19 protein-coding genes and 1 tRNA gene are annotated in these 24,284 nt (G+C 70.4%); 9 read left to right on the forward strand and 11 right to left on the reverse strand.

What is annotated here, in order from left to right; translation table 11 throughout:
* Window positions 1-7: 7 nt before the first annotated feature.
* Window positions 8-1,480, reverse strand: coding sequence for a glutamate-cysteine ligase family protein (locus AC5Y4S_RS21570; RefSeq protein ID WP_500034686.1), 1,473 nt, complete (start codon window positions 1,478-1,480; stop codon window positions 8-10).
* 124 nt (window positions 1,481-1,604) lie between these two features.
* Here AC5Y4S_RS21570 and glpK point away from each other — a divergent pair, with 124 nt between their 5' ends.
* Window positions 1,605-3,131 carry a glycerol kinase GlpK gene (gene glpK, locus AC5Y4S_RS21575; RefSeq protein ID WP_500034687.1) on the forward strand — a complete coding sequence of 509 codons (1,527 nt, stop codon included), beginning with the start codon at window positions 1,605-1,607 and terminating at the stop codon, window positions 3,129-3,131.
* A 34-nt stretch (window positions 3,132-3,165) separates the two neighbouring features.
* On the opposite strand, the gene AC5Y4S_RS21580 is transcribed toward glpK, so the two are convergent.
* Window positions 3,166-3,867, reverse strand: coding sequence for a PadR family transcriptional regulator (locus tag AC5Y4S_RS21580; protein WP_500034688.1), 702 nt, complete (start codon window positions 3,865-3,867; stop codon window positions 3,166-3,168).
* Between the two features lie 212 nt (window positions 3,868-4,079).
* Here AC5Y4S_RS21580 and AC5Y4S_RS21585 point away from each other — a divergent pair, with 212 nt between their 5' ends.
* Window positions 4,080-4,469, forward strand: coding sequence for a hypothetical protein (locus AC5Y4S_RS21585; protein WP_500034689.1), 390 nt, complete (start codon window positions 4,080-4,082; stop codon window positions 4,467-4,469).
* Between the two features lie 132 nt (window positions 4,470-4,601).
* Here the strand turns inward: AC5Y4S_RS21585 and AC5Y4S_RS21590 are convergent, their stop codons facing one another.
* On the reverse strand, window positions 4,602-5,510 hold the full coding sequence (locus AC5Y4S_RS21590) for an RDD family protein (protein ID WP_500034690.1): 909 nt from the start codon (window positions 5,508-5,510) through the stop codon (window positions 4,602-4,604).
* 36 nt (window positions 5,511-5,546) lie between these two features.
* On the opposite strand from AC5Y4S_RS21590, the gene AC5Y4S_RS21595 reads away from it, so the two are divergent.
* Window positions 5,547-6,539, forward strand: a complete 993-nt coding sequence (locus AC5Y4S_RS21595) for a stage II sporulation protein M (protein ID WP_500034691.1) — start codon at window positions 5,547-5,549, stop codon at window positions 6,537-6,539.
* Window positions 6,540-6,551: 12 nt separating this feature from the next.
* Here AC5Y4S_RS21595 and AC5Y4S_RS21600 read toward each other — a convergent pair whose 3' ends face one another.
* The 5 genes from AC5Y4S_RS21600 to AC5Y4S_RS21620 are packed head-to-tail and all read right to left on the reverse strand — an operon-like array spanning window position 6,552 to window position 11,944.
* Window positions 6,552-7,874, reverse strand: a complete 1,323-nt coding sequence (locus AC5Y4S_RS21600) for a DUF58 domain-containing protein (RefSeq protein ID WP_500034692.1) — start codon at window positions 7,872-7,874, stop codon at window positions 6,552-6,554.
* A gap of 52 nt (window positions 7,875-7,926) precedes the next feature.
* Complete coding sequence (locus AC5Y4S_RS21605) at window positions 7,927-8,895, reverse strand: AAA family ATPase (RefSeq protein ID WP_500034693.1); 969 nt, start codon at window positions 8,893-8,895, stop codon at window positions 7,927-7,929.
* Window positions 8,892-10,034 carry a DUF4350 domain-containing protein gene (locus AC5Y4S_RS21610; RefSeq protein ID WP_500034694.1) on the reverse strand — a complete coding sequence of 381 codons (1,143 nt, stop codon included), beginning with the start codon at window positions 10,032-10,034 and terminating at the stop codon, window positions 8,892-8,894. The genes AC5Y4S_RS21605 and AC5Y4S_RS21610 overlap by 4 nt, the downstream gene beginning before the upstream one ends.
* Complete coding sequence (locus AC5Y4S_RS21615; protein ID WP_500034695.1) at window positions 10,031-10,684, reverse strand: DUF4129 domain-containing protein; 654 nt, start codon at window positions 10,682-10,684, stop codon at window positions 10,031-10,033. The genes AC5Y4S_RS21610 and AC5Y4S_RS21615 overlap by 4 nt, the downstream gene beginning before the upstream one ends.
* 12 nt (window positions 10,685-10,696) lie before the next feature.
* Window positions 10,697-11,944 carry a DUF7847 domain-containing protein gene (locus AC5Y4S_RS21620; RefSeq protein WP_500034696.1) on the reverse strand — a complete coding sequence of 416 codons (1,248 nt, stop codon included), beginning with the start codon at window positions 11,942-11,944 and terminating at the stop codon, window positions 10,697-10,699.
* A gap of 121 nt (window positions 11,945-12,065) precedes the next feature.
* Between AC5Y4S_RS21620 and AC5Y4S_RS21625 the strand changes: the two genes are divergently transcribed.
* Window positions 12,066-12,530, forward strand: coding sequence for a GatB/YqeY domain-containing protein (locus AC5Y4S_RS21625; protein WP_068101786.1), 465 nt, complete (start codon window positions 12,066-12,068; stop codon window positions 12,528-12,530).
* A 79-nt stretch (window positions 12,531-12,609) separates the two neighbouring features.
* Window positions 12,610-14,784: an FUSC family protein gene (locus AC5Y4S_RS21630; protein WP_500034697.1), complete on the forward strand. Its 2,175-nt coding sequence runs from the start codon at window positions 12,610-12,612 to the stop codon at window positions 14,782-14,784.
* Here the strand turns inward: AC5Y4S_RS21630 and AC5Y4S_RS21635 are convergent, their stop codons facing one another.
* From AC5Y4S_RS21635 to AC5Y4S_RS21645, 3 genes are all read right to left on the reverse strand, one after another.
* Window positions 14,785-16,479: a SelB domain-containing protein gene (locus AC5Y4S_RS21635; RefSeq protein WP_500034698.1), complete on the reverse strand. Its 1,695-nt coding sequence runs from the start codon at window positions 16,477-16,479 to the stop codon at window positions 14,785-14,787.
* Window positions 16,467-17,747 (reverse strand): L-seryl-tRNA(Sec) selenium transferase, encoded by a 1,281-nt coding sequence (gene selA, locus AC5Y4S_RS21640; protein WP_500034699.1) that lies wholly within the window; start codon window positions 17,745-17,747, stop codon window positions 16,467-16,469. Before selA ends, AC5Y4S_RS21635 begins: the two co-directional genes overlap by 13 nt.
* A gap of 18 nt (window positions 17,748-17,765) precedes the next feature.
* Window positions 17,766-17,860 (reverse strand) — tRNA-Sec (locus AC5Y4S_RS21645).
* A gap of 19 nt (window positions 17,861-17,879) precedes the next feature.
* On the opposite strand from AC5Y4S_RS21645, the gene selD reads away from it, so the two are divergent.
* From selD to nrfD, 4 genes are read left to right on the forward strand one after another with little or no spacing between them, the layout of a single operon-like run.
* Window positions 17,880-18,881 (forward strand): selenide, water dikinase SelD, encoded by a 1,002-nt coding sequence (gene selD, locus AC5Y4S_RS21650; protein ID WP_500034991.1) that lies wholly within the window; start codon window positions 17,880-17,882, stop codon window positions 18,879-18,881.
* A gap of 57 nt (window positions 18,882-18,938) precedes the next feature.
* Window positions 18,939-22,241, forward strand: coding sequence for a formate dehydrogenase (fdh, locus tag AC5Y4S_RS21655; RefSeq protein WP_500034992.1), 3,303 nt, complete (start codon window positions 18,939-18,941; stop codon window positions 22,239-22,241).
* Window positions 22,216-23,178, forward strand: a complete 963-nt coding sequence (locus tag AC5Y4S_RS21660; protein WP_500034700.1) for a 4Fe-4S dicluster domain-containing protein — start codon at window positions 22,216-22,218, stop codon at window positions 23,176-23,178. The genes fdh and AC5Y4S_RS21660 overlap by 26 nt, the downstream gene beginning before the upstream one ends.
* Complete coding sequence (nrfD, locus tag AC5Y4S_RS21665) at window positions 23,175-24,260, forward strand: NrfD/PsrC family molybdoenzyme membrane anchor subunit (protein ID WP_500034701.1); 1,086 nt, start codon at window positions 23,175-23,177, stop codon at window positions 24,258-24,260. Before AC5Y4S_RS21660 ends, nrfD begins: the two co-directional genes overlap by 4 nt.
* The last annotated feature ends 24 nt before the right edge of the window (window positions 24,261-24,284 follow it).

Below are 24,284 nucleotides of genomic sequence, written 5' to 3' on the forward strand. Positions count from 1 at the left end.
GGTTCCCCTATTGATCCCAGGTGTGCACCGGCTCGTTGCTATGCATGTGTTCGCAGTACCGTCGCAGCATTTCGGCGAGCGCGGCGGGCCGGCTCATGCCGCCGGCTTCCAGCGTACGCACGGTGGACACCTGCCAGCTGGCGCCGTTGCGGCCGGCGCGGGCGCGACCCTCGATGACGCCGAGGAACCGGTCGCGCACCTCGGCGTCGACGCCCCAGCGGCGCAGCCCGTCGTCGGCGATCGGCAGCAAGGTGTCGAGCACCAGCTCGCGCGCCGTCACCTCGCCCCGATCGGGCCAGTGCAACCGGGCGTCGATGCCGTGGCGCGCCGCCTCGAGGAAATTCTCCCGTGCCACAAGGAAATCCATCCGGTTCGAGAGCGGATCCTCGGCTTCGGACAGGCCGCGCAGCACGCCGTAATAGAAGGCGGAATTGCCCAGCATGTCGATGACGGTCGGCCCGGCCGGCAACACCCGGTTCTCCAGCCGCAGATGCGCGCGACCGTCGACCACGTCGTAGACGGGCCGGTTCCACCGGTACACGGTGCCGTTGTGCAGGCGCAGTTCGGGCAGCTGCGGGGTGCGCCCGGCGGCCAGCTCGGCGACCGGGTCCTCGTCGGACACCTCGGGCAGCAGGGACGGGAAATACTGGATGTTCTCCTGGAACAGGTCCAGCACGGAGGTGATCCACCGCTCGCCGAACCACACCCGCGGCCGCACGCCCTGGGCCTTGAGTTCCTCGGGCCGCGTGTCGGTGGACTGGGTGAACACCTCGATCCGGGTCTCCGACCACAGCTGGTGGCCGAAGAAGTACGGGGAGTTGGCGCCCAGCGCGAGCTGCGGCCCCGCGAGGATCTCGGCCGCGTTCCAGTTGGCGGCGAACTCTGCGGGGGCGAGCTGTAGGTGTAATTGCATGCTGGTGCAAGCGGATTCGGGCGCAATGGTGGCGGCGTTCCAGCTCAGCGGCTCCGGGCCGGAGATGTCGATCGGGATGTCCTCGCCGCGCGCGGAGAAGATCGAGTCGTTGAGGGCGGCATACCGCGTCGAGTCGCTCATCCAGCCGTCGTCGAGGTGTTCGGGCATCAGCGTGGGCAGGATGCCGATCATCACGATGTGCGCCCCGCCCGAGTTGGCCTTGGCCTCGGCGTCATTGAGGCTGGCCCGCACCTCGGCCTCGAGGTCCAACCCCGTGTGCCCGGGCAGCGGGCGGGGCGGCACGTTGAATTCGATGTTGTAGGCGCCCAATTCGGTCTGGAAAGCCGGGTCGGCGATCGCCTCCAGCACGGACCGGTTCGACATGGCCGGCTGGTAGTCGGCGTCGACGAGGTTGCACTCGATCTCCATGCCGGTGAGCGGCCGGTCGGAATCGAAGCGCGACTGGGCGAGCATCGTCTCGAAGACGTTCAGGCACAACCGCACCTTGCGCCGGTACTCCGAGCGTTGTGCGCGGTCATACGTGGTGCGCTTGACCTCTTCGCCCACAACGCCGATGCAACAGGTTTACCGGCGGCAATGCAAGGGCGACAGGCTGACCAGTGCTGACGCCGGTCGGGTGGGTAGACCATGATGGACCTACAGGTGTCAATCACGGGTGGAGGAGAGCTAGTTGGCCGAGTCCGCTGAATTCGTAGCCGCAATCGATCAGGGCACCACCAGCACCCGCTGCATGATTTTCGATCACGACGGTGCCGAAGTTGCCCGCCATCAGCTCGAGCACGAGCAGATCCTGCCCCGCGCGGGCTGGGTGGAGCACGACCCGGTGGAGATCTGGGAACGCACGTCGTCGGTGCTGACGTCGGTGTTGAACCGGGCCAACCTGTCGCCCAAACAGCTGGCAGCACTTGGGATTACCAACCAACGCGAAACAACGCTGGTATGGAACAAGCGGACCGGGCGGCCGTACTACAACGCGATCGTCTGGCAGGACACCCGCACCGACCGGATCGCGTCCGCGCTGGACCGCGACGGCCGCGGGGACGTGATTCGCCGCAAGGCCGGCCTGCCGCCGGCGACGTATTTCTCCGGCGGCAAGCTGCAATGGATCCTGGAAAACGTCGACGGGGTCCGCGAAGCCGCCGAGAGCGGCGACGCCCTTTTCGGCACCGCCGACACCTGGGTGTTGTGGAATCTCACCGGGGGCCCGCGGGGCGGCGCGCACGTCACCGACGTGACCAACGCCAGCCGGACCATGCTGATGAACCTGGAAACGCTGGACTGGGACGACGAGCTGTTGTCGTTCTTCGCCATCCCGCGCGCGATGCTGCCGGCGATCGCGGCTTCCTCGCCCGTCGAGCCCTACGGGGTGACGCTGGAAACCGGGCCGCTCGGTGGCGAGGTACCGATCACGGGAGTCCTGGGCGACCAGCACGCGGCGATGGTAGGTCAGGTGTGCCTGGCCGAGGGCGAGGCGAAAAACACCTACGGCACCGGCAATTTCCTACTGCTCAACACCGGCGAGACGATCGTGCGCTCGGACAACGGCCTGCTGACCACGGTCTGCTACCAGTTCGGCGACGCCAAACCCGTGTACGCGCTTGAGGGTTCGATCGCGGTCACGGGCTCGGCGGTGCAGTGGTTGCGTGATCAGCTCGGCATCATCAGCGGCGCCGCGCAGAGCGAGTCGCTGGCCCGTCAGGTCCCCGACAACGGCGGGGTGTATTTCGTACCGGCGTTCTCCGGGTTGTTCGCCCCCTACTGGCGATCCGACGCCCGCGGCGCGATCGTGGGGCTGTCGCGGTTCAACACCAACGCGCACCTGGCGCGGGCGACGCTGGAGGCGATCTGCTACCAGAGCCGCGACGTGGTGGACGCGATGAAGGCGGATTCCGGTGTGCGCCTTGAGGTCTTGAAGGTCGACGGCGGCATCACCGGCAACGACCTGTGCATGCAGATCCAGGCCGACGTGCTGGGCGTGGACGTGGTGCGGCCGGTGGTCGCCGAGACGACCGCGCTCGGCGCCGCCTATGCGGCGGGCCTGGCCGTCGGGTTCTGGGCCGATCCGTCGGACCTGCGGTCGAATTGGCAGGAGGACAAGCGCTGGACGCCCAACTGGGACGACGAGCAGCGCGACACCGGATACGCGGGTTGGCGCAAGGCCGTGCAGCGGACCCTGGACTGGGTTGACGTGTCCTAACACGTCGTAGTCCAGGGACCGCTGCTGCCGGGCCTCAGTCCTCGCCGAGGATGCCGTAGACCTCGCGGCGGGCGTTGTTGATGATCTCGACGATGCGCTGCTGCTGCTCGGCCGTGGCGGTGTGCGCGGATTGCGCGACCGCGCCGAACAACTGGCCCATGGCCGCGCGCAGGTTGACCGCACCCGGGTCGGCACCTTCGGCGATCTCGTCCCACGGCTTGGTCTCGATCTTCTCGGCCGCCGCGCGTCCCTCGTCGGTCAGCTCGAAAAGCTTTTTGCTGCCGTCGGTTTCGCTCGCGCTGATCAGGCCCTCGTCGTCGAGCAGTTGCAGCGTCGGGTACACCGACCCGGGGCTGGGCCGCCAGATTCCGTTGCTGCGCTCGGCGATCTGCTGGATCATCTCGTAGCCGTGCATCGGCCGCTCGGCCAGCAGGGCCAGGATGGCCGCGCGCACGTCGCCGCGGCGTCCGCGGCCGGAGCCGCCGCGACGTCGTCCGCCGCGACGGCCGCCGGGGCCGAAGCCGAAGCCCGGGCCGAACCCGGGGCCGAATCCCGGCCCGAAACCGGGGCCGAAGTGGTCACCGGCGTGGTCGCGCAGGTGTTCGCGGAATTCCCGCCGGGCCTGACGCCTGGCGTCGTGCAGGGCGCGGCGGTCCACCGGGCCGGGTCCGAATCCGAATCCGAAGCCGGTCCGGCCCGCGAAGGGGCCCTCGGGGGGAGTGAATGGGTTGCTCATTGTTGGTAGTTCCTCTCGATCGTTTGGGGGTAACGCGCCGATCGCACGCTACGTCATATCACGATATATCGGAACCTAACGCGATGCAACGAGATATTCCGATAACTTCGGCCTGGGTGGCGACGAAATCGCGTTGACCTGCGAAAAGCGAATTTTGGTCCGACGTCGGTCGCGCGGTTTGCATCCCCCGGGCCGCGGGTAGCACCTGAGGGATGAACGCTGACAACAACCTGACGGTGGGCGGCGGGACGCAACGCGCTACCGACCCCACCGGGGCCGGCGACGCGCAAGGTCGCAACGCGTGGCCGTGGGTGAACTGGGGGTTGGCGCTGGCGACGGTGCCCGCGGCGGCCATCGTGATGCTCTTCGCGCTCGGTGCGGTGATGAGCACCGCCGGGTGTGCGGACCGGAGCTGTCCCGACCTGGGGCGCGGCGGCATCGATTTCGGCGTCGCGTTTTATGGCGCACCGGTGGTGGCGTTCGTCGTCCTGCTGGTCTCGTTCTTCACCGCAAAGCGTCGCGGCGGCATCGCAGTCCCGCTGGTGGGTTGGGCGCTGCTGATCGCCGACGTCCTGCTGATGGCCGCGGCGGTCTCCGGCTAGGGTTTCAGGGCTTGAGTGTGCACTGACGGCTTTGCGTGGTGCGCCAGGGTTGAAAATCGCCGAATCTTCCAGCCCAGGGCTCACACACAAAACCCACGGTTCACACTCAAGGGGTGATGACGCCGTCTCCGGCTAGCCGGGCGGGGCGAAGCCGCCAGGCTCCGGCTCAGGCCAGGGGACCGGGGGCTGCTGGGGTTGCGGCGATTGCGGCAGTCGCGGCCAGTGTGCTGGCGGTTGCGACCAGGGCGCGGCCGGTGGGGCCGGCGCTGGCCAGGGGCCCGCGGGCGGCATCGGGGGCAGTTGGGGACGCAGCCGGGCCAGTTCGCGGCGGTGCCGCTCGGCGAGCACCGCGGCGAGCACCAACTCCGGCGGGGCCCCGGGCGGTGGTGGTGGTGCGATGCGCGACACGACGTCGCCGGCGATCCGGTAGGCCATCTGTAGGCGCAAGTGAGGATCGAGTTGCGGTGCGCGGGAAAGGAATTGGCGCGCCACCTCGGCCTGGCCGGGGCCCAATCCCGACAGCTGCAGCGAGGATGCCCACCACGCCAGCGAGGGCGGCATCACCGGCGGCGGACTCAACCGAGGGCCGCGCTCGCTCACGACGACCGTGCCGGCGAAGACGTCGCCGATGCGCTTGCCCTTCGGGGAGAAGATGCTGCAGATCACCGCCGGACTGCCGGCGAGCATCCAGATCTCCACCACCGACGCCAGCGCCCGAAACAGCGCCTGCCGGAAGCGTTCTGGGCCGCCGTCCTCGGACACCACCCGCAGGCCCAGCGCCATCTTGCCCACCGACCTTCCCCGCGTGGCGGTTTCGAACGCCAACGGATAGCCGACGACCACCAAGACCGTGAAGATGAGCAGGACGGCGGTGCTCAGCGCCGAGTCGAACTGGGTCAGGGTGGCCGCCCACAACATCAGACCGAGCACGTAGCAGATGAAGATCACCGTGATGTCGATCAGCGCGCTGGCCGCGCGCACCGGCAACTGAGCGATCTGCACGTCGAGCACCACTGCGTCCCCGGTCACCACCTCCGACATAACACCGAACGGTACAGGCCGATTAGGCTGCGCAGGGTGGACGTCGACGCATTCGTGCTGACCCATCGCGGTACGTGGGACCGGCTCGACCAGTTGGTCAAGAGGCGCCGGTCGTTGACGGGTGCGGAGGTCGACGAACTCGTCGAGCTTTACCAGCGGGTCTCCACCCATCTGTCGATGCTGCGGTCCGCGTCGTCGGATTCGCTGCTCATCGGTCGGCTCTCGAGCCTGGTCGCGCGGGCCCGCTCCGTGGTGACCGGCGCCCATGCGCCGCTGAGCAGCACCTTCGTCCGCTTCTGGACGGTGTCGTTCCCGGTGGTCGCGTACCGCACCTGGCGGTGGTGGTTGGGAACGGCGGTGGCGTTTTTCGCCGTCGTGGTGATCATCGCGATGTGGGTGGCCGGCAATCCGGAGGTGCAGTCGGCCCTCGGAACACCAAGTGAGATCGACGAATTGGTCAACCACGATGTCGCGTCCTACTACAGCGAACACCCCGCCGGCGCGTTTGCCCTGCAGGTCTGGATCAACAACTCCTGGGTGGCCGCGCAGTGCATCGCCATGTCGGTGGTGTTGGGGTTGCCGATCCCGATCATCTTGTTCAACAACGCCGCCAACCTCGGGCTGATCGCCGGGCTGATGTTTCAGGCCGGCAAGGGCGGCATCCTGCTGGGCCTGCTGATCCCCCATGGGCTGCTGGAGCTGACGGCGGTATTCCTTGCCGGCGCAACCGGAATGCGGCTGGGCTGGTCGGTGATTTCGCCGGGCGATCGCCCCCGCGGGCAGGTGCTCGCCGAGCAGGGCCGCGGCGTCGTCTCGGTCGCCGTCGGGCTGGTGGGCGTGCTACTGGTCTCGGGGCTGATCGAGGCGCTGGTGACGCCGTCACCGTTGCCGACGTTCGTCCGGGTGGGCATCGGGGTCATCGCCGAAGCCGCGTTCCTGTCCTACATCGTGTATTTCGGCCGCCGCGCGGCGAAGGCCGGCGAGACCGGCGACGTCGAAGACGCGCCCGACGTGGTGCCGACCGGCTGAGCCCACCGAAACTTACAGTCGCCCGGTGGCTTTCATCGCCAGATAGCGGTCGGCCAGGGCGGGCGCGATCTCGGTGGGCGGGGCGTCGACGACCTCCACGCCGCCGCGGCGCAGCCGCGTCGCGATCGCGCCCCGATCGTTGCGGGAGCGTTCCGCGGCCGCGGCGTCGTAGACCGCGGCCGCGTCCGAGCGCCCGGCGGCCATCTGGTCGACGCGCGGGTCGCCGACGGCGGCGATCATCACGTGGTGCCTGGCCGACAGCTGCGGCAGCACCGGCAGCAGGCCCTCGTCCAAGGCGGTCGCGTTGAGGTCGGTCAGCAGCACCACCAGCGACCGCCGCCGGGTGCGCCGCAAGATGGTGGCAACCATTGCGCGCCAATCCGATTCGACCAGCGCCGGATGGACCGGGGCCATCGCATCGACCAGCTGGGCGAGCAGCTCGGTGCGCGACGCGCCGAACACGCCGGCCCGGCTCACCCGGTCGTGGGCGAGGAAGTCGACATGGTCGCCGGCCCGCGACGCGAGCGCGGCCAGCAGTAGCGCCGCGTCCATCGCCCAGTCCAGCCGGGGCCAGCCCGCCGGGTCGGAGGCGGTGGGGTCGACGCCGACGCGACCCGCCGCCGTGCGGCCCGTGTCGAGCGCGATCACCACGCGCCGGTCGCGTTCGGGTCGCCAGGTGCGGACCACCACGTCGGCGCGCCGGGCGGACGCGCGCCAGTCGATCGAGCGCACGTCGTCGCCGACGACATACTCACGCAGCGAATCGAACTCGGTTCCCTGCCCGCGTATCAGTGTCGGCAAGAGGCCGTCGATCTCGCGCAGCTTGGCGAGCCGCGACGGCAGGTGCTTGCGCGACAGGAACGGCGGCAGCACCCGGACCTGACCCGGCACCGACCGCGAACCCTGCCGCCCGGCCAGCCCCAGCGGTCCGATCGAACGCGCCGTGACCGCGGCCGCGCGCTGATCGCCGCGACGAACCGGCCGCAGCCGGGTCTCCAGCGGCTGCGCCTGCCCGGCGGCGATGTTGACGGCGTGCATGCGCGGCTCGGCGCACGCGCTGGGCGGCCAGGCGTCGCGGATCTGGCCGCGGAATCGCCGGCGGCCGTCGTTGTGCACCTGCAGGGTGACCAGCACCGGTTGCGCGAGCCGGGCCGAACTTTCCGCCGAACGGGTATAGCGCAGCGCACGGGTGCTGGCCGCCAGCGTGGCATCGACGACCACCAACGTCACTAGCAACACCAGCAGTACCACGAAAGCCCTTGTAGGCCAGGGTGATACCGCGATGGGCAGGACGCAGATCAGCGCCAGCAGCCCGGTGCGCCCGGTCAGGATCATCGGCGCCGCTCCTCCTCATCGCTGCGCTCTGCATCGTCGCCGACGCAAATCACTAGCGTGGCACCGGCACCGACGCCAGGATTCCGTCGAGCACGCCGTCGGGCGTCGCCCCTTCCAGCTCGGCCTCGGGGCGCAGCATCACCCGGTGCCGCAGGGTCGGGCGGGCCATGGCCTTCACGTCGTCGGGGGTGACGTAGTTGCGGCCGGACAGCCAGGCCCACGACCTCGCGGTGCCCAGCAGCGCCGTCGCCCCCCGCGGCGACACACCCAGCTGCAGGGCGGGCGACGAGCGGGTGGCCCCGACGATGTCGACGATGTAGCCCAGCACCTCGTCGGCGACCAGGACCTGTTGCACCGCCTTGCGCCCGGCCGCGAGCTCGTCCGGCCCGGCCACCGGGGTGATCTCCGACAGGTCGCGGGGATCGAAGCCGTGCGCGTGCCGGCCGAGGATGGCGATCTCGGCGTCGCGCGACGGCAGCGTCACGTTGAGTTTGAGCAGGAACCGGTCGAGCTGGGCCTCGGGCAGTTGGTAGGTGCCCTCGTACTCGATCGGGTTCTGGGTCGCGGCGACGATGAACGGGTCCGGCAGCGGCTTGGCCTCGCCCTCGACGCTGACCTGACGCTCTTCCATCGCCTCGAGCAGCGCGGCCTGCGTTTTGGGTGGGGTGCGGTTGATCTCATCGGCCAGCAGCAGGTTGGTGAACACCGGGCCCGGCCGGAACACGAACGCGGCGGTGCGCGCGTCATACACCAGCGAGCCGGTGACGTCGCCGGGCATCAGGTCGGGAGTGAACTGCACCCGCTTGAACTCCAGCTGCAGGGCGGCCGACATCGCGCGCACCAACAGCGTCTTCGCCACGCCCGGAACACCTTCCAGCAGCACGTGCCCCCGGCACAACAGCGCTATCACCAGGCCACTGACGACCCCCTCCTGCCCGACGACGGCCTTGGCCAGCTCGGACCGCAACGCCAGCAGCGCCTCGCGTGCCGCCTCAGCGGTCGGGGTTTGTGATTGCGTCACGTTCGTGTGACCTGCCTTTCGATGTCGTCGAGCGCACGGGCAAGTTGTAGCAGGTCGTGGTCGGTGGCCGGCGGTGGCCCGAACAGGTGGTAGGAAACGAATCCCGGGTCGGCGCCGCTGCGCCGGGCCACTGTCGCCACCACCGCGGGCGCCGGCGCGCCCGGGCCCAGGCCGAGCCGGGGCAGCAGTCGCTGAATCGTGGCGGCGCGCAACGCCGCGGCGGCGCGGTCGCGGGCGCGCCGGGACCGGTAGAGCCGGCCGCGGCCCTCGACGGTCTCCGACGCGCGCACCACGACGGGTAATTCCTCGGCCACCAGCGGGCCAGGCCGGCGGCCCTTCCACAGGGCAACCAGCAGTACGACGACGCACAGCTGCCACACGATCCAGGTCACATTTTCCGGGATCAAATCGGAAACACTTGACGGGGACGACGTTTCACCCTCGACGCGGTGGGGCGCGTACCAGATGAGCCGGGGCCGTGCGCCCGCGAGGTTCATGGCCAGGGCGGCGTTGCCCGCCTGCAGCAGGCTTCCGTTGGTCATGAAGTCGGTGCTGCCGACCACCGTGACGATTCGCCCGTCGTCCCGATACCGGATGAGTATCCCGTCGTAGCAGCTCGTCATGGACCGGTTGTCGGTCGCCCGATAGGTGTCGCTGGGCCCGAACCGCACCGTCCCGGCGCGGTCCGCCTCTCGCAGTGAGCAATTCGGGCTCTTGTCGAATGCCGTGCTGCCGGCCGACATGCGCACCCCGGGCATCAGCGCCTCCCGGGTGCGCACCGTCGGTTCCACCAGGAGCAGATCGCCCGGGGCGTTGCCGAGCCGGTCCAGCAGCGCGGTGTCGGTGAGATATTGGCTTTGCGCCACCAGGATCTGCGTGCCCGGCCGCGCCGCGCGTTCGACGTCTTCGACGGTGTCGGCCACCACCACCTCGACGCCGCCGTCGCGCAGGAGCGTCACCAGCGCGCGCGCCCCGTCCGGCTCGGTCGATTTCGGATCCATCCGGGCACCGGGACGCGGTGCGGTGAGGTAGGCGCCGACGCCCGCGATGGCGGCGAGCGTGACGACGGTGAGGACCACCCAGGCCCACGTTCGCCAGCGCCGCACCGGCATTGGCGCCGCCGGACGCGTCGCCGTCATCGGACCTGCGCCCAGGAGTCGGTGGCCTCGGGCCGGCCGGCCGCCGGCGCCGCGGCGGGCGAACGCGAGCGCAGATGGTCGTCGAGGGCGGCGATCATCCGGTAGCCGGCCTCGGTTCCGGGCCGCTCGCCGTAGGTCACGTCATTGAAAGCCGTTGCGGCATCAGATAATTCGCTTCCCAGGTGCGGCAGGGCCGCGCCTGCGTCCCGGGCCAGCTCGTTGGCGGTGCGGCCGGGTGCCGGTTCCAGCACGCCGGTCTCCTCGAGTTGGCGCGCGACGGCGCGCAGCCGATGCCGGATCGCCGCCGACCAGTCGCCTTGTGCGGCATAGTTTTCGGCGGTGGCGCGGTGCTGTGCCGCGGTGAGCTGGGAGGCCTCGAACAACTGGTAGTCGCCGCCGCGGTTGGTGCGCATGGTGCGTCGTGCGATACGGATGGCGACCACGACCGCGATGGCCAGCAGGATGAGCAGCACGCTGGTGGTGAACCATCCGCCGGGTATCGAGGCGGTCTTGTCCAGCAGCCGGTAGATCAGTTCGTTGACCCACTCGGCGAATTGTTGGGCGGCCGAGCCTTTCGAATAGATCGGCTTGCCCAGCTCTATCTGGGCGGCCTGATGGGCGGCATCGCGGTCGATGTCGATGGAGGGCACGGTCAGCTGGTCCTACACCGGCCGGGTCAGCCAGAGGTTGTCGGTGGACGCGGCCGCGTAGGGGCCGCCCGCGGCGCCGGTCTGCAGCACCAGGTCGAACGCCTCGGCCCGCATCCGGCGGTCGGTGTAGAGCAGCGTGATGACCCCGGCGTTGAACGGCGCGATGATGATTTGGCCGATGGCCGCCCCGACCGACGCGATCGCGCTGCTCAGCAGCAACCCCCCGGTGGACGGGGCTCCGCCGCTGACCAGCAGCACTTGACCGACGATGCTGAACGGGAGCGCGACGGCGTTGCCGATGAAGGACGCGACCACGAAGGTCAGCGTCCGGATGCCCAACACCCGCCAGAAGCCGCCGCGGACCAGCCTGAACGATCGGGTGATCGCCTCCATGACGGGCAGCCGCTCCAGCACGATCAGCACCGGCGCGAACAACACCATGGTGTAGAGGTAGACCAGCGCCACGATCGCCGCGAGCACCAGCGGGAAGCCCAACAGGACCGCCAGCGCCGGGGCGCCGGCGACCGCCAACAGCGCGATGATCACCGCCACCAGCCCGAAAAGGGCCGCCACCGCGACGCCTTCCAGCAGCGCCAACCCGAGCAGTGGGAGCAGCCGCCCCCGAATCTTGACCCAGGTTTCGCCGATGGTGATCGGCGCTCCGAACACCGCCCGCCCGACGATGACGGTGAGCATGCCGGACAGCAGCATGCCGCCGAGCCAGGTGACGATCATCCCCGCGGCCATCGAGCCCAGCCACGCTCCGACGACGCCGCCGCTCAGCTCGCTGGAGCGTGCGACGGTGATCCTGCCGTAGGCGGCCAGTGGCCCGAACGTCGCGAGCATGGAAACGAGCTGCATGACCACGACCACCATCGCGGTCAGCCCCAGCGTCGCCCGGGGGTTGGCCCGGACGAAGCCGACCGCGCCGTTGAAGATGTCGCTGAGGGTCAGGGGCCGCAGCGGGATGATCCCGGGCTTGAGCGCCCCGGGAACCCATTGCGGCGGGCCGTATCCCGGTGGCGAACCGTAGGCCGTTGGCGAACCGTAGCCCGGCAGCGAACCGTAGCCCGGCGGCGGACCGTAGCCCGGCGGCGGACCGTAGCCCGGCGGGGAACCGTAGCCCGGCGGCGGGCCATAGCCGGGCGGCGGCGCGCCGTACCCCGGTGGGGGGCCATACCCGGCCGGCGGGTAGCCGAGCGGTGCGTACTGGCCGGGCGGGGGGACCGCCGGATAACCGGGCGGCGGCAGCGCGTTCACCGGGTGCTGTGCCCTTCAAGGCCTGCGCGGCCGGGCCCGTCGTTCGTCATGGGCTCCATCCTGTCGGCGGTCCGGGCATTTCTCAATCTTGACCGGCGCCGCGGCGCGTAGCGTCTCAGCCATGGCGGAATTGAAATCCCGGCTGCGGGACGACCTGACGCAGGCGATGAAGGCCCAGGACAAGCTGCGAACCGCGACCCTGCGCATGCTGCTGGCCGCGATCCAGACGGAGGAGGTCTCCGGGAAGCAGGCGCGCGAGCTCACCGACGACGACGTCATCAAGGTTTTGGCCAGGGAATCGCGCAAGCGCGCCGAGGCGGCCGAGATCTACACCCAGAACGGCCGCGGTGAGCTCGCCGCCAACGAGCACGCCGAGGCCCGGGTCATCGACGAGTACCTGCCCACGCCGCTCACGGAAGCGGAGCTGGCCGACGTCGCCGACACCGCGATCGCACAGGTCGCCGAGGAGATCGGCGAGCGGCCGGGCATGAAGCAGATGGGCATGGTCATGAAGGCGGCCACCGCGATCGCGGCGGGAAAGGCCGACGGCGCGCGGCTGTCGGCCGCGGTGAAGGAACGCCTGTAGGGCCAATTACTCTGCGGTGAGCCGGAATCCGCGGCCGGCCGCAACGACTCCACGCCCACAACGGCTCTATCATCCAGTCATGCTGATCCGGGTCCCCTCGATCCGGCAAACGTTGGAACAGTTGCGCACCGAGGATCCGGAGCGCGACGCGCTGAAACGGGCCGTCCGGGCGGCGATCATGGTGCCGATAACGGCCGGAGTCGCCTTCGCTGTGGTGGGCGGCACCGTGACACCGCTGTATGCGCTGCTCGGCGCTTTCTGGCTGCTGGTGGTCACCGAATTTCCCGGCAACCGGCAGCAGCGCGCGGTGGGTTACCTCGGCTTAACCGTCAACGGGATCGTCCTGATCGCCGTCGGCACCTTGGTCGCCCCAATCGCCTGGCTGGCCGTGGCGCTGATGTTTCTCCTCGCGATCGCGGCCACCCTGGCCAGCCTGCTCAGCACGACGGTCTCCGCCGGTCAGCGCGCGACCCTGTTGTGTTACGTCTGGCCGGTCTGCACGCCGACCGGGCCCATCGGCGAGCGGTTGCTGGGTTGGCTGATCGCCGTCCTGCTGTGCGTGCCGGCGGCGTTGTTCTTCCTTCCGCCGCGGCACTATGGTGCCCTGCGCCGGCACGTCCGACAGGTGTGCACCGCGCTGGCCGACCGGATCGAGGGCGCCGGTTCGGCCGAAGACGTGACCACGGCCATGGACGCATTGCGGGCGAATTTCCTGGCCGCCAGCTGCCGCCCGGTCGGCCTCAGCGCCGGCAGCCGGGCGCTGGTACGCGTCGTCGACCTTCTCGAGCTGGTCGCCGACCTCGTCGACGACGACACCGGGAGGACGTTGGGCACGCTGAACCCGCCCGCCGTCGAAATCCTGCGATGCTGCTCCCGATTGCTCGACGCAGCGCAACTCGCCCACCGCGCCACAAATCGCGCCACCCTGGACGAGGTGCTGGCCCAATTGCGGTCGCTGGCCCGGCGCAATTACCGCGACGACGTGGTGCTGATTCTCGACGCACCGGACGACGAGTCTGCCGGTGAGACGGGGCGACAGCTGCTGGGATGCCGAAGTATCACGACGACCATCGCATTGATCGGCAGGGTCATCGCGGCGGCCGCCGCGGCCGACGCGCGGCCGGTGTGGGCACGGGCCCTCGGCCTGCAGCTGCCGCCCACCGGATTCGCCGACCGGCTGGCGTCGGAGACCGCCGCAGGCACGGCGGCGGCGGCGGCGTTCCTGGCCGCCCGTTCCGTCGCGGCGCACAACGGCCTGCGCATGGGGGTCGGGTTGGCCCTGGCGGTCGCCGTCACTCATCTGCATCTGGTGGAGCATGGCTTCTGGGTCGTGGTGGGAACGATGCTGGTGCTCAGCAGCAGCGCGTTGACCACCAGAACCAAAGTCGTTCAGGCGGTTGTAGGTACGACGCTGGGGATCATCGTCGGCGGGCTGCTCGTCGGGGCCGTCGCTCCGGAACCCGTGGCGCTGTGGCTGCTGGTCCCGATCACCATTTTCGGGTCGACCTACCTGCCGCGGTTCGTTTCGTTCACCGTCGCCCAGGCCGTGGGGGCGTTAAGCCTGCTGGTCATCCTCAATCTCACCGCGCCCGCCGGCTGGCGGGTCGGCCTGCTGCGGATCGAAGACATCGCGATGGGCGCGGCCGTCGGCCTGGTCGTGTCGCTGCTGCTGTGGCCCCGGGGTGCCACGGTTGCGGTGTCGGCCCTGATCCGGGCGGCGGTCGATGTCAACTTGCGTTACCTCCGGGCGGCCGTGCTGCGGGTCACCGAGGGTCGCTCGGAAGAAAGCGACTCCGCCCTCGCCGCCCTCAGCCACGATGCCCTCGTGTCCAGCCGAAGAGTGGATGACGCTGTGCGGCATTATCTTTCGGAGACGGGTAGCGGGGCCGACCTGCGCACTCCGGTGGTGCGGGCGGCCAACCGGGCCACGTGGTTGCGCCTCGCGGCGGACATGATCGCCGACATCAGGACGCTGCCACCGAGCGGGTCCTACCCGTCCGCCCGGGCCGTGCTGGAAGCCCACTTGGAGTTCGTCACCGAGCGGTTCTCAGCGTCCAGCGACACGGTCGGTCGGCCGATGGCCGGGGAAGTCGCCAGGGCGTTGCGAGCCGAGGGGGCCGGCGAAGCCGACGCGGTCGAGGCCGCGCAGCCATTCGTCACCGTGGCGGCCACCCTCGGCGAACTCGAGTTGATACCGCTCGGGCAGACCGAACTACCTTCTTCCACAAAGGTTTCCATGACCAACCGGAGTTGATCAGGCCATCGTCCGGGTGCCGTCGCCGGCCCGCCTGGTGACGCGCCGGTCGTCGAGCCGCTCGAGCAGTGGCACGGCGACGCGACGGGTGGTGCCCAGGGCGCGTCGGGCCTCGCTGACGGTGAACGGCTGCGGCAGCTTCGCCAGGACATCGGCCGCCCGATCGAACGCGTCGGGACCCAGCACCACGCCGTCGGCGATCCGGGCCAGCCGCCCGGCGCGCACGGCGGCGGCCAGTTCCCGAGGGCCGAGCTTGAGGTCGGCCAGTTCGGCGGCCTCCGGCGCGCGAAACGGCTCGGCGGCCAGCCATTCCTCGATCGAACGCACCGCCTTGTCGACGCGGGCCGGCAGGCCCGCACCGGGCGGACGGACCAGCCCGTCGGCCACCTCCAGGCCGGTGCCGGCGAGCAGCGGCGGCAGCAGTTCGGCGGCGGGCAGCCCGGTGCGTTGCCGCAGCGTCTCCAGCGGCATGCCCGCCGCGACGTCGTTCTCGCCCGCCCACTGCCGCACCGCCTCGGCCGCGCGGTCGCGCCGCTCGGCCCACCACTGCGGGTCCACCACCCAGTCGCCCACCCGCTGCCCGCGCGCCGGCAGGCCCATCGCGCGCAGGTCGCTCGCCCGCGCGCAGTGAGGCGGGCGGACCCGGCCGGCCGCGAGCTCGGCGGCGCGTTCGCGCGCCGCGCCCCGACGGCGCAGCCCGGGCGGCCTGACGTCGAGCACTTCGATGCCCGCCGCGATCCGGTGCTCCCCGGGATCGCGCAGCAGCCCGACGTCCCCGATCCGCAACGGCAACGGGTTCGCCAGGCGCAGCCGCGCCGCGGCCGTCCCCAACGCGCGCACCTGGACAGGCACGGCCGCGGACCCGACGTGCAGCACCAGCTGGCGGTGCAGCGTGCCGGGCGACCGCAGGCCGACGTCGATCTCCGAGGTGTCCAGCCACACGCCTGGCGTCCGGACGGTGTCCCCGCGGCCGATGTCGTGGCGGTCCACGCCCCGCAGGTTCAGCGCCACCCGCGCCACCGCGCCGACCTCGATTTCGTTGCGGCCCAACGACTGCAGTCCGCGGACCGTCATGCGACGGCCGGCGTGTTCCAGCTCGTCGCCCACCCGGATCGTGCCCGCCGCCAACGTTCCGGTCACCACCGTGCCCGCCCCCCGGACGGTGAATGACCGGTCGACCCACAGCCGCACGTCGGCGTCGCGGTCCGGCGGCGGCAGCCGATCGATCAGCGCCGCCAGCCCCGCGCGCACCCGCTCCAGGTCGGTGCCGATCGCGACCGGCACGTCGCCGAGCGAGGTGGCGGCGAATCTTTCCTTCGCCCGCTCGATGGCCGGACCGGGATCGGCGAGGTCGGCCTTGCTGATCACCAGCAGCCCATGCCGGACCCCGAGGGCGTCCAGCGCCGCCAGGTGTTCCTCGGACTGCGGCATCCAGCCCTCGGTGGCGGCGACGACGAACAAGACGGCCGGCACCGGGCCGACGCCCGCGAGCATGTTCGCGACGAACCGTTCGTGGCCGGGCACGTCGACGAACGCGACCTGACGGCCGCCGACCTCGGTCCACGCGAAGCCGAGGTCGATGGTCAGGCCCCGGCGCCGCTCCTCGGCGAGCCGGTCCGGCCACATGCCGGTGAGCCGGTGCAGCAGGGTCGACTTTCCGTGGTCGACGTGCCCGGCGGTGGCTATGACGAACATGCCCGCACCGCCGCCGCCAGCAGCTCGTCGTCCTCCGGCGCCACCGTGCGCAGGTCGAGCAGGCAGCGGCCGGATTCCAGGCGGCCGACGACGGGCGGGCTCCCCGCGCGCAGGGCGGCGGCGTACGACTCGGGCAGGCTCACCGCCGCGCTGGGCAACGCGACGCCCGGCGCACCCCCGCCGCCGACCGCGGCGACGCAGTCCACCGCGACGGCCTCGGGCAGCCGGTCGGCAAGCGATTCGGCGCGGGCCCGCAGCCGAGCCACGTCGGCGTCCAGCGCCTGGGCCACCGGCGGGGGCGGGCCCGTCAGCGTGGCCTCCAGCGCGGCGAGGGTGAGCTTGTCCACGCGCAGGGCGCGCGCCGCCGGATGCCGGCGCAGCCGCTCGACGAGCTCGCCGTCGCCGAAGAGCAGGCCGGCCTGCGGACCGCCCAGCAGCTTGTCGCCGCTCGCGGTGACCAGGCTGGCGCCGTCGCGCAGCATCGACGTGGCGTCGGGTTCGTCGGGCAGCAGCGGGTGCGGCGCCAGCAACCCGGAGCCGATGTCGACCACGAGCGGGACGTTCAGATCCCTCAGCTGCGTGACGTCGACGGCCGACGTGAACCCGGTGACGTGGAAGTTGGACGGGTGCACCTTGAGCACGAAACCGGTGTCGGGCCCGATCGCGTCGGCGTAGTCGCGCAGGCTGGTGCGGTTGGTGGTGCCGACCTCGCGCAGCCGTGAACCGGTGGACGCCAGCAGCTCGGGGATGCGGAAGCCGTCGCCGATCTCCACCAGCTCGCCGCGGCTGAGCACGATCTCCTTGCCCGGGGCAAGCGCCAGGGCGGTCAACAGCAGCGCGGCCGCGTTGTTGTTGACGACGTGCACGCCGCCCGCGGTGGGCACCGCGCGCGCCAGGGCGGCCAACGCGCCCCGGCCGCGCCGCGCGCGCCGGCCCGTGACCAGGTCGAACTCGACGTCCGTCGTCCCGGCCGCGGCGACCACCGCGTCGACGGCGGCCCGCGACAGCGGCGCCCGGCCCAGGTTGGTGTGCACGACGACGCCGGTGGCGTTGAGAACGGGCCGCAGGCTCGACGCGGTGGCGGGAAGGGCGGCGACGGCGTGCTCGGCGACGCGCTCGGGCTCGATCTCCCCGGCACGGGCCCGCCGCTGCGCCTCCACGATCACCGACTTCACCAGTGCGCGGCCCAGCACGCGCTGCGCCTCGACCAGGCGCGGGTCGGCCAACAGGACGTCGGTCCCGGGCACCCGACGGCGCGGGTCGCTCATGTCAGGCTCGGGGGAGTATGGCGGAGGCGGACGGGAATCGAACCCGCCAGCGGCAGCGTCTGCCGTTCGACGGTTTTGAAGACCGCGCCGGTCACCAGACCGGACACGCCTCCTCGGACCATGTCGACAAGTATGGACTTCGTGACCTATCGACTGACCCAGTACGCCCACGGTGGCGGCTGCGCGTGCAAGATCCCGCCCGGTGAATTGGAGGACATCGTCCGCGGACTCGGGCCGGCCGCGCCGCGCGACCCGCTCGGCGAGTTGCTGGTCGGGATCGACCACGGCGACGACGCGGCGGTGGTTCGTGTCGAGGGCGGCACGGCGCTGATCGCGACGACGGACTTCTTCAACCCGGTGGTGGACGACGCCTACGACTGGGGCCGGATCGCGGCCACCAACGCGCTGTCCGACGTGTACGCGATGGGCGGGCGCCCGGTGGTCGCGGTGAACCTGCTGGGTTGGCCGCGCGACGTGCTGCCGTTCGAGCTGGCGGCCGAGACGTTGCGTGGCGGGCTGGACGTCTGCGGCCTGGCCGGCTGCCACCTCGCCGGCGGGCACAGCGTCGACGACCCGGAGCCCAAATACGGGCTGGCCGTCACCGGGGTCGCGGACCCGAACCGGTTGCTGCGCAACGACTCCGGCAAACCCGGCACGCCGCTGTCGCTGACCAAGCCGCTCGGCATCGGCGTGCTGAACAGCAGGCACAAGGCCACCGGTGAGCGCTTCGCGCAAGCGATCGACGTGATGACCACGCTCAACGCCGACGCGGCCGCCGCGGCGCTGGCGGCGGGCGCCGAATGTGCAACGGACATAACGGGTTTCGGCCTGTTGGGCCACCTTTACAAGATGGCGCGGGCCAGCGGCGTCACGGCGGTGATCGACTCGGCGGCGGTGCCGTATCTGGATGGTGCGCGCGAGGCGCTGGCGGCCGGCTACGTCAGCGGCGGCACCCGGCGCAACCTCGACTGGGTGGCGCCGCATGCCGACCTGTCCGCGGTCGGCGAGGACGAGGCCCTGCTGCTCGCCGATGCGCAAACCTCCGGTGGTTTGCTGATCGCCGGCGAGATCCCCGGGTCGCCCGTCATCGGGGAGCTGGTGCCCCGCGGCGAGCACCCGATCGTGGTGCGCTGAGCGGGCGGGGTTTCGGCCGGGCGCACTAGGCTTAGGGGCATGGCCCCAAAAAAGACGATGCGCAAGCTTTTCCTGGAGTGGCCCGTCGTGCGTCAGCTGCGCTCGGGAGACAAGCTCGGCCGCGGGTCGGCCGTCACCTCGAAACAGACCCGCGCCGTCGCGCCGCGCACGACGACGGCCGACCGCGTGGTCCAAAGCATCTGTCCCTACTGCGCCGTCGGCTGCGGGCAGAAGGTGTACGTCAAGGACGACCGGGTGGTCCAGATCGAGGGCGACCCGGACTCGCCGATCTCGCGAGGCCGCTTGTGTCCCAAGGGTGCTGCCAGCGAACAGCTGGTGAACTCGCCAGGCCGGCAGCTGAAGGTGCTCTACCGCGCTCCGCGAGCGACCGAGTGGCAGCCGCTCGAGCTGGACACCGCGATCGAAATGGTGGCCGACCGCTTCGTCGAGGCGCGCCGCCATTCCTGGCAGGACATCGACAAGAAGGGACATCCGCTGCGGCGCACCATGAAGATCGCCGCACTCGGCGGTGCCACATTGGACAACGAAGAGAACTACGTCATCAAGAAGCTCTTCACCGCCGCCGGTGCGATTCAGATCGAGAACCAAGCTCGTATTTGACACAGCTCCACGGTTCCCGGTCTGGGGACCTCCTTCGGGCGCGGTGGCGCCACCCAATCACTGCAAGACATGGCCAACGCGGACTGCATCGTCATCCAGGGCTCGAACATGGCCGAGTGTCATCCCGTCGGCTTCCAGTGGGTCGAGGAGGCGAAATCGCGCGGTGCCAAGGTGATTCACGTCGATCCGCGGTTTACTCGCACCTCGGCCGTGTCGGACAAGCACATCCCCATTAGGGCCGGCTCGGACGTGGTGCTGCTCGGCGCTCTGATCAACCACATCATCTCTGGCGATCTGTGGTTCAAGGAGTACGTCGTCGCGTACACCAACGCGGCCACCCTGATCAACGAAAACTACCGCGACACTGAGGATCTGGGCGGCCTGTTCTCCGGTTACGACCCCGAGACCGGACAATACGACACATCGACCTGGGCGTACGCGGGGCAGGAAGAGGCTGAAAGCCACCGTCGAGAGCACGGCGCCAGCGCATCGGCCCGAGCGGCCGGCGATGCGCACGGCAGCGGCGGTCCACCCTTGCCGCACGCCCGCGTGCTGCGCGACGAGACCCTGCAGCATCCCCGCACGGTGTTTCAGATCGTCAAACGACATTACGCGCGTTACACGCCGGAGATGGTGCGCGACGTCTGTGGCATCAGCGCCGAAGACTTCGACTACCTGGCCCGCTCAATCGTCGAGAATTCCGGGCGTGAGCGCACCACCTGCTTCGCGTACGCCGTCGGGTGGACGCAGCATACGCTGGGAGCCCAATTCATCCGCACCGCAACGATTCTGCAGCTGCTGCTGGGCAACGTCGGCCGCCCGGGCGGCGGCATCATGGCGCTGCGCGGCCACGCCACGATCCAAGGGTCCACCGACATCCCGACGTTGTTCAACCTGCTGCCCGGTTACCTGTCGATGCCGAAGGCCGGTGTGCACGACACATTCCGCGACTACATCGAAGCGGTCGGGCCCAAGAACCAGAAGGGTTTCTGGGCCGACGCGGACACCTACATCGTCAGCCTGCTCAAGGCGTGGTGGGGAGACGCCGCCCGGGCGGACAACGACTGGGCCTACGACTACCTGCCGCGGCTGTCCGGCCCGCACGGCACGTACCAGACGGTCATGTCAATGCTCGACGACGAGGTCGACGGGTACTTCCTGCTCGGCCAGAATCCGGCCGTCGGCTCGGCGCACGGCCGCTTGCAGCGCATGGGCATGTCGCACCTGAAGTGGTTGGTGGTCCGCGATCTCAACCTCATCGAGTCGGCCACCTTCTGGAAGGACGGCCCCGAAATCGCTTCCGGCGAGCTGAAAACCGAAGACATCGAGACCGAGGTGTTCTTCTTCCCCGCGGCCACCCACGTCGAGAAGGCCGGATCGTTCACCCAGACCCAACGCCTCGTCCAGTGGCGCCACAAAGCCGTCGACCCGCCCGGCGACTGCCAGAGCGAGCTGCAATTCTTCGTCGAGCTGGGCAAGCGAATCCGGCAGCGGCTGGCCGGCTCTACCGACGAACGCGACCGGCCGCTGCTGGACCTGACCTGGGACTACCCCACCGACGAGCATGGCGAGCCCGACCCCACCGCGGTGCTGGCCGAGATCAGCGGCTGCTACCTGACCGGGCCCAAGGCCGGCCAGCCCGTGCCCGGGTACACCGAGCTGGGGGCCGACGGGTCGACGTCGTGCGGCTGCTGGATCTACTCGGGGGTGTATGCCGACGGCGTCAACCAGGCCGCCCGTCGGGCGCCCCTCGGGGGTCCGAGTCCCAGCCAGTCCGAGTGGGGCTGGGCCTGGCCGGCCGACCGCCGCATCCTGTACAACCGCGCGTCGGCCGACCCGGACGGCAAACCGTGGAGTGAGCGCAAGCGCTACATCTGGTGGGATGAGCAGCGCGCCCGTTGGGTCGGCGACGACGTGCCCGACTTCCCCGTCGACCGCGCCCCACACGTCCGGCCGGATCCGGACATCGGCGGCCCGGATGCACTGGCCGGCGACGACCCGTTCATCATGCAGGCCGACGGCAAAGGCTGGCTGTTCGCCCCGAAGGGGATGGTCGACGGGCCGCTGCCCACGCATTACGAACCGCAGGAGTCACCGGTCGCCAACGCGCTGTATCCCCAGCAACGAAACCCGGCGCGAATCACGTTCCCGCGCAAGGACAACCTGAGCGCGCCCAGCGCCGGCGAGCCCGGGGCCGACGTGTATCCGTACGTGTTCACCACCTACCGGCTCACCGAGCACCACACCGCCGGCGGGATGAGCCGGTGGCTGCCCTACCTGTCGGAGCTGCAGCCGGAGATGTTCTGCGAGGTTTCGCCGGAGCTGGCCGCCGAGCGCGGCCTGGAGCCCTACGGGTGGGCGACGATCATCTCGCCCCGCTCGGCGATCGAGGCCCGGGTGCTTATCACCGAACGCGTTGCGCCGCTGGTGATCAACGGCCACACCGTGCATCAGATCGGGTTGCCGTACCACTGGGGCGTCGGCGGCGACGCCGTGGTCAGCGGGGATGCGGCCAACGACTTGCTGGGCGTCACACTGGATCCCAACGTGCAGATCCAGGAGTCGAAGGCCGGGTCATGCGACATCCGGCCCGGCCGCCGGCCGCAAGGCGAACAGCTGCTCCGCCTGATCGCCGAATACCAATCTCGCTCGGGCGCCACCGCCGAGACCGGAAATGTACGACTGAGCGACGCCGTCGGGGAAGGGGGAGCCGATGGGCCAGCTGAGCGGACCGACTGACCCGGCCGCCGAAGCCGGTTGGTCAGTTCCCAAGCCGCGCAAGGGATTCTTCACCGACACCTCGATCTGCATCGGCTGCAAGGCCTGCGAGGTCGCCTGCAAGGAATGGAACCGTAACCCGCGCGACGGGGAGCTGGAGCTGCTGGGTTCGTCCTACGACAACACCGGCGCGCTGGGCGCCAGCACATGGCGGCACGTCGCGTTCATCGAGCAGGGCCGCGACCGCATCGAGCAGGCGCGCGAATCCGGCCGGGCGCTAATCGATTTGGGCATGCCCGCCGTGCCGGCACCTCCCGACACCAGCCCGCCGGACACGCCTGAGTTCCGCTGGCTGATGTCGTCGGATGTGTGCAAGCACTGCACGCACGCCGGATGCCTCGACGTCTGCCCGACCGGTGCGTTGTTCCGCACCGAATTCGGCACGGTCGTCGTGCAGGCCGACGTCTGCAACGGGTGTGGCACCTGCGTCGCGGGGTGCCCGTTCGGGGTGGTCGAGCGGCGCAGCGACGGCACCTATACGACGCCGGCGCAGCGACCGGGTTCCCCAAGCGAGAAACCAATTTCCGGGGTGGCCCAGAAATGCACGCTGTGCTACGACCGCCTGGTCGAGGACCAGATACCGGCGTGTGCCCAGACCTGCCCCACCACCTCGATCAAGTTCGGCGACCACGACGACCTGGTGGTCAAGGCGCGGGAGCGGGTCGCCGCGTTGCACGCCCAGGGGCTGACGGAGGCCCGCCTCTATGGCGCCAACGAAGACGACGGGGTGGGCGGCACCGGCTCGATCTTCCTGTTGCTCGACGAGCCGGAGGTCTACGGGCTACCGCCCGACCCGCGGGTGTGCACGGCCGACCTGCCCGAAATGTTCAAGCGGGCCGGCCTGGCCGCGGCCGGCATGTTGGGCGCGGCGGTGCTGGCGTTCTGGAGGAGCAAGTGACCACCTCGGAATACGACAGCGTGCGCCCGCCCGAGCCGACGGGCGGCCGGCGGCGCACCGGAAAGGGCAAGGGGCGCAGGGGCGGTGCCGACGGCTCGCGCGAGATGCCGATGGTGCCCGAGGCGGAGTTCAGCTCGTATTACGGACGCCCGGTGGTCAAGCCCGCGCCGTGGGGCCACGAAGTGGCGGCATACCTGTTCCTGGGCGGCGTCGCCGGTGGGTCCGGCCTGTTGGCGGCCGGCGCCCAGCTCACCGGCCGGGACAAGCTGCGGCGCAACACCAGGCTGTCCGCCCTGATCGCGGTGATGCTGGGCGCGGTCGCGCTGGTGAAGGACCTCGGCCGGCCGGAGCGTTTCGTGAACATGCTGCGGACCATCAAGCTGACCTCGCCGATGAGCGTCGGATCGTGGATCCTGAGCTCCTTCAGCGCCGGGATCGGGTTGGCCGCGGTCTCCGAGATCGACCGGATGACCGGCGAGCGCATCCCGCTGGGCCCGCTGCGGCCCGCGCTGCGCGCGGTCGAAGGCCCGGCCGGATTGGAAGCCGCGGTCCTCGCGCCGCCGCTTGCCGTCTACACCGCGGTGCTGCTCAGCGACACCGCAACCCCGACGTGGAACGCCGCCTACAAAGACCTGCCGTTCGTGTTCGCGAGCTCGGCCACCCTGGCCGCGTCGGGATTGGCGATGATCACCACCCCGGTTGCCGAGGCCGGGCCCGCCCGCACCCTGGCCGTCATCGGGGCGGTGAGCGATCTGGTCTCCGCCAGGTTCACCGAACACCGGATGGACCCGGTGACCAGGGAACCGCTGCACCACGGCAGGCCGGGCCGGCTGCTGGCGTGGAGCGAACGGCTCGCGGCGGCAGGCGGTTTGGGCGCATTGCTCGGCGGGAAACACCGCGGCGTCGCCGCCCTGTCCGGGATGGCGCTGCTGACGGCCTCGGCGATGCTGCGGTTCGGGTTCTTCGAGGCGGGGCTGGAGTCCACGCGCGACCCCCGCTACACGATCGAGCCGCAGAAGCGCAGGCTGGCGGCCCGCCGGGCGGCGGGCGTCACGGGAGACTCCATCACCACCGCGGATTAGCCGTTTGCGCCTGCGAGCGTCCGC

Source organism: Mycobacterium sp. NGS64, assembly GCF_059812245.1.